This window comes from Actinoplanes sp. NPDC051633 (assembly GCF_040681735.1).
Taxonomy (GTDB): domain Bacteria; phylum Actinomycetota; class Actinomycetes; order Mycobacteriales; family Micromonosporaceae; genus Actinoplanes.
This window is the reverse complement of record NZ_JBFAZH010000587.1, coordinates 1-4,947: the sequence shown is the minus strand read 5'-3', so window position 1 is coordinate 4,947 and position 4,947 is coordinate 1. Positions and strand designations below refer to the sequence as shown.

Annotated in this window: 5 protein-coding genes; all 5 read right to left on the bottom strand. The window is 68.1% G+C overall.

Going from position 1 to position 4,947, the window contains the following annotated elements; all coding sequences use genetic code 11:
- Positions 1-89: 89 nt before the first annotated feature.
- Entirely contained in the window at positions 90-1,037 is a 948-nt protein-coding gene (locus AB0M20_RS27250; RefSeq protein WP_364302912.1) for a class I mannose-6-phosphate isomerase, read from the bottom strand.
- Entirely contained in the window at positions 1,034-2,227 is a 1,194-nt protein-coding gene (locus AB0M20_RS27245; protein ID WP_364302910.1) for an ADP-dependent glucokinase/phosphofructokinase, read from the bottom strand. Before AB0M20_RS27245 ends, AB0M20_RS27250 begins: the two co-directional genes overlap by 4 nt.
- Before the next feature lies 1 nt (position 2,228).
- A complete protein-coding gene (locus AB0M20_RS27240; protein ID WP_364302909.1) occupies positions 2,229-3,095 on the bottom strand; it encodes a ketose-bisphosphate aldolase in 867 nt (288 codons plus the stop codon).
- A gap of 31 nt (positions 3,096-3,126) precedes the next feature.
- Entirely contained in the window at positions 3,127-3,978 is an 852-nt protein-coding gene (locus AB0M20_RS27235; protein ID WP_364302908.1) for a carbohydrate ABC transporter permease, read from the bottom strand.
- A 5-nt stretch (positions 3,979-3,983) separates the two neighbouring features.
- The coding region (locus tag AB0M20_RS27230) for a sugar ABC transporter permease (RefSeq protein WP_364302907.1) at positions 3,984-4,947 on the bottom strand (964 nt) is incomplete at its 5' end.

The following is a 4,947-nucleotide window of genomic DNA, read 5'->3' as shown; positions in this document are numbered from 1 at the left end:
CCTCTCAGCGAGGCCAAGTGGTAGCTCAGCCACCTTTCGCTCGGGTGAACGGGTGGCTGGGCTACCACTACTGGTTGCGGCCCCTCCGGTCAGGAAGCCGCGAGGCGGATCACCTCTACCTGGCCCCGCAGGTTGAGCGGGCCGGCCGCGTACGGGACGAGCAGCGTGTCCCCGCGCCGCAGTGCCAGGTCGTCGTTCTCGCCGGTCAGCCGGCCCTCGCCGGCCACCGCCACCAGCACGCTGAAGCCCTGCTCGACGCGGTCGCCGCCGCGCAGCCTGCGGGCGGCGAAGAACTCGTCCGCGGCCGCCGGCAGCAGCCGTTGATCGCCGCCGCGCAGCCCGTCGAGGCGCTCCGGCGTCCACGCCCCGCGGTCCACGCACTGCAGGGCCAGGTCGTAGCCCAGGCCCAGGTGGCCGTCGGCGAGGCCGAAGTTCTCGTATTCGAGCAGGACCGAGAAGTCGGTCGGCTCCTGGATCTCGACCAGCAGGATGCCGTCGCCGATGGCGTGTGGCAGGCCGGCCGGGCAGAGGATCGCGTCGCCGGCGGCGATCGGGATGCGGTTGGTGGCGGCGAGCATCTCGTCGGTGTGCTGGCCGGCCACCCAGGCGGCGAGCTCGCCGGCCGCCACGTCGCGGGCGAAACCCAGATGGACGTACGCGCCGGGGCGCGCCGACACGATCACCCAGGCCTCGGTCTTGCCGTACGGGGACGCCAGGTGGGCGGTGGCGTAGCGGCGGTCCGGGTGTACGTGCAGGGGCAGGCGCTGGCCGGCGTCGAGCAGCTTCACCAGGATGCCGGGGTCGGTGCGGCCGGGACCGAGCCACCAGCCCGGGTCGGCGGCGATCGCCTCGGCCAGCACACGGCCGTCGGTCAGCGTGGACAGGCCCGAGGGGGCGAGACCGAACCGGGCCGTCGTCGAGCCGACCCAGTCCTCCGGGCGGTCGTCCAGCGCGGGCACGTTGCGGAACTCGGCGATCCGGCCGGCGCCGCGGTAGAACGTCTCCGGCTGGTTGGCGGGTAGTGCTTCGACGGTCATCGGCCCTCCGGGTCGGCTATCGCGGCGAGGAATCCGCCGACGAAGGTGTCACCGAGACCGACCGTAGTGGGATCGGGGACCTCCAGCGCGAAACCCGGGACGCAGGAGATCGTGTCGGTTCCCGCGCCCGACGTCAGCGCCGCCGCGAAGGCGACCGACTCGGGCCGCCGCGGCGTCCGGCGCATCCGCTCGACGACGGCGTCGGTGAAGTCGTCGCCGTGGGCGTACCGGGTCGCGGCCATCACGGTGCCGTTGTCCAGAGCGTCCGTGTAGTCACCGCCGAACGCGGCCGCCCAGTATTTGGTGTGCAGCACCAGGATCGGCACACCGATGAGCGCGCGCAGCTCGGTGATCGCCTCCAGGACCTCCGGCGGCGACAGCAGGTCGACCGGGTGCCCGAGGTACGACTGCAGCTCGTCCTCGTTCAGCCCGTACACGTCGATGTGGGACAGCAACGCCTCACGCACCCGGCGGCTGAACGCCGGCTCGTGGTACGCCGCGTCCTCGAAATACGTCACCGCCGACGGCGGCAGCCGGCGCATGTGCTCGCGCAACGCGGCCAGCCGCTGGTCGAGCAGGTCCTTGTCGCGCATGGCGTTGAAGTTGGACACCAGGAAGATCTGTGCCCGGCTCAGCAGGCGGCCGAGGTCGTCGGTGAGCGCCATCGACTCGTTGTCGGGGTCGTTGACATAGATGAGCCGGTTCGGGAACGGCGCGGTGATGCCGAGCACTGCGATGTGCAGGCCCCGGTCGTACTGGACGATCAGGTGTGGGTGGAAGGTGTCCTCGACGCCGCTGGAGACGTACTCGATGCTCGCCGGCAGCAGGCGGCGCACGGTGTCGTTGACGGTGACCAGGTGCATGGTGGACGGCACGCCGAGGCGGTCCAGCACGATGCCGGCCCGCGCCGCCGTCCCGCCGAGGGTGGTGCGGTGCGGGAACCGGTGCGCGAAGGCCGAGAGCGCCGGGGCGGAGGCGACGAAGTGCTCGCCGCCCCCGCCCCGCGCGACGTAGGACAGGATCGACACCACGAGGTCGCGCTCGCCGGCGACCGTGGCCGGTGACGAGGTCAACTCCCCGGCGCGGATGTCGTACTCGGTGACCAGCCGCGACAGGACCGCGGAGGTCAGCTTGAGCTCGTAGTCCACGCAGTTGCCGAGGCCCAGGACTACCCGTGACGCGTCGGCCATGTCAGTAGAGCGAGCCCTTCCCGGTGGCGCCGAACAGGTCGATCTTCTGGGCGGCCACCACCTTCATGGCGTCGATGCAGGCGGGCTGGATGGCATTGGGCTCGCGCACCTTCGGGTCGTCGCCCAGCACCTCGCGCATCTTGTTGTGATAGGCGACCTTGATGTCCGTGGAGATGTTGATCTTGTTGATGCCGATCCGCGAGGCCTCGGCGATCTCGTCGTCCGGGTTGTTGGAGCCGCCGTGCAGCACCAGCGGGATCTGCACCCGGCTCTTGATCTCCTTGAGCAGGTCGAGCTTGAGCTCCGGCTTGAGGCCCTTCGGGAAAAAGCCGTGGTACGTGCCGATCGCCACGGCGAGGCTGTCCACGCCGGTCTGCTCGACGAACGTCACGGCATCGTCCGGGTCGGTGTAGATGATCGTGGCGGCGCCCTCGGCCTCGGCGTAGCTGTCGTTCGCGCCGATCGTGCCCAGCTCGCCCTCCACCGAGATGCCGAGGACGTGCGCGGACTCGGTGACCTTCTTGGAGATCGCGATGTTCTCCTCGAACGGCTTCAGCGAACCGTCGATCATCACCGAGGTGAAGCCGAACTGGAACGCCTGGAGCATCTGCTCGTAGGTCGCGCCGTGGTCCCAGTGGATCGCGATCGGAACGCTCGCGGTGTGGGCCCGCGCGGCGATGCCGGCGATCATCTCGCGGCCGATGTGCGCCACCTCGTCGGGGTGGATCCCGACGATCAGCGGCGCGTTCTTCTCCTCGCTGATCTCCACGATGCCTTTGAACATGGCCCAGTCGCTGATGTTGAAGGCGGGCACGGCGAAGCTGTTCTCGTTGGCGACGTCCAGGATCGTCTTGCCGGTCGTCAGCATTTCTCGGTTTCTCCTCGAGTGATGGGTGGTGTCAGGCCTTGACGGCGCCGGAGGTGAGCCCGCCGATGAACCGTCGCTGGAAGAGCAGGAAGAGGATGAGTACGGGAATGGAGCCGAGGATGCTCATCGCCATCATCTGGTTCCACTCGTAGGAGTGCTGACCCATGAGCAGCTGGATGCCGATGGGCACGGTCCGCATGTCGTCGGTGCGGGTGAGCGTGAGCGCGAAGAGGTACTCGTTCCACGAGATCATGAACGTGTAGACCCCGACCGCCACCAGGCCCGGGACCGAGATCGGCACGAGGATCCGCCACAGCGCGGTCCAGCTGCTGCCGCCGTCGACCTTGACCGACTCGTCCAGCTCCTTCGGCAGGGTGTTCAGGTAGGCGGTGGTCATGATGATCGCGTACGGGAGCGTGAACACCATGTGCGTGAGGATCAGGCCGGGATAGGTGTTGTACAGGCCGAGCGCGACGACGAGCCCGAAGTACGGGATGACCAGCGTGATCGGCGGCACGGCCTGGACGCTGACGATCACGGCGTTGATGGTCTTCTGGCCCGGGAAGGTGAAGCGGCTGAACGCGTACGCGGCCAGGATCGCCACCAGCAGCGTCAGGGCCGTCACCGAAAGGGCGACGATATAGCTGTTGAGGAAGAACCGCAGCTGGGCGCCGTTGCCGAGGATCTCGGTGTAGGCGTCGAACGAGAAGCCCTTCGTGATCAGTTGCGGCGGCGACTGGAAGACCTCGCCGTTGCCCTTGAACGAGGTGGACAGCATCCACAGCACGGGCAGGCCGGCGAAGAGCGCGCCGAGGATCAGCCCGATGATGACGCCGGTCTTGGCGAGGGTGCGACGCCGGCGGATGGTCGTGGCCACGGCCATGGGGATCACCGCTCCCTTTGCTGGCGCACGTAGAAGAACGCCAGGATCATCGTGAGAAGCAGGACCACCACGGCGGCGGCGGACGCGGTCGCGAACTCGTACTCGCTGAACGCCTGCTTGTAGGTGAAGGTGCTGAGCATCTCGGTGGCGTTCAGCGGCCCGCCGCCGGTCATCATCCAGATCAGCGCGAACTGCTGAGACGTCCAGATCAGGTCGAGCACCGCCATGCTGATGATCACCGGGCGCAGCTGCGGGAGCGTCACGTGCAGGAACCTCTGCACCGGGCCGGCGCCGTCGACGTCGGCCGCCTCGTACAGGTCACCCGGGATGCCCTGCAGCCCGGCCAGCAGGCTGATCATGAAGAACGGGTAGCCGGACCAGATGTTGGCGAAGGTGACCACCCAGAGCGCCTTGCCGGGGTCGCCGAGCCAGTCCACGGCGTTCTGGACGAGGCCCAGCGTCTCCAGCATGTAGTTGAGCACGCCGGCCGGGTCGAGCAGCAGCCGCCAGATGACCGCGATCACCGCGATCGTGAACAGCCACGGCAGGATGTAGACGATCCGGAACACGGCCTTGGTGACGCCGCTGAGCAGCTTCGTGTTGAGCATCATCGCGAAGGCCAGGCCCAGGACCAGGTGGGCTACCATGCTCACGGTGATGAAGATGGCGGTGTTCTTCAGTGCGGCCAGAAAATCCGGGTCGCTGAGCACCTTGGCGTAGTTGGCCAGCCCGGCGAACTCCGAGTCGGGCTGCACGATCACGTTGTCGCGGAACGAATAGCCGATCACCATGATGATCGGGACCACCATGAGGACCACGATCAACAGCACGGTGGGGAACAGGTAGCCGAACGGGGTCAGGCGCCGGCCCATCGTGGAGCGACTGCGTCGCGGCGCTTCCGGCTCGGCCGGTGGGGCCTTCTCCGGTGCGATCAAGGATGACATCGTGCTCCCTTTCGGCGGATGCCGC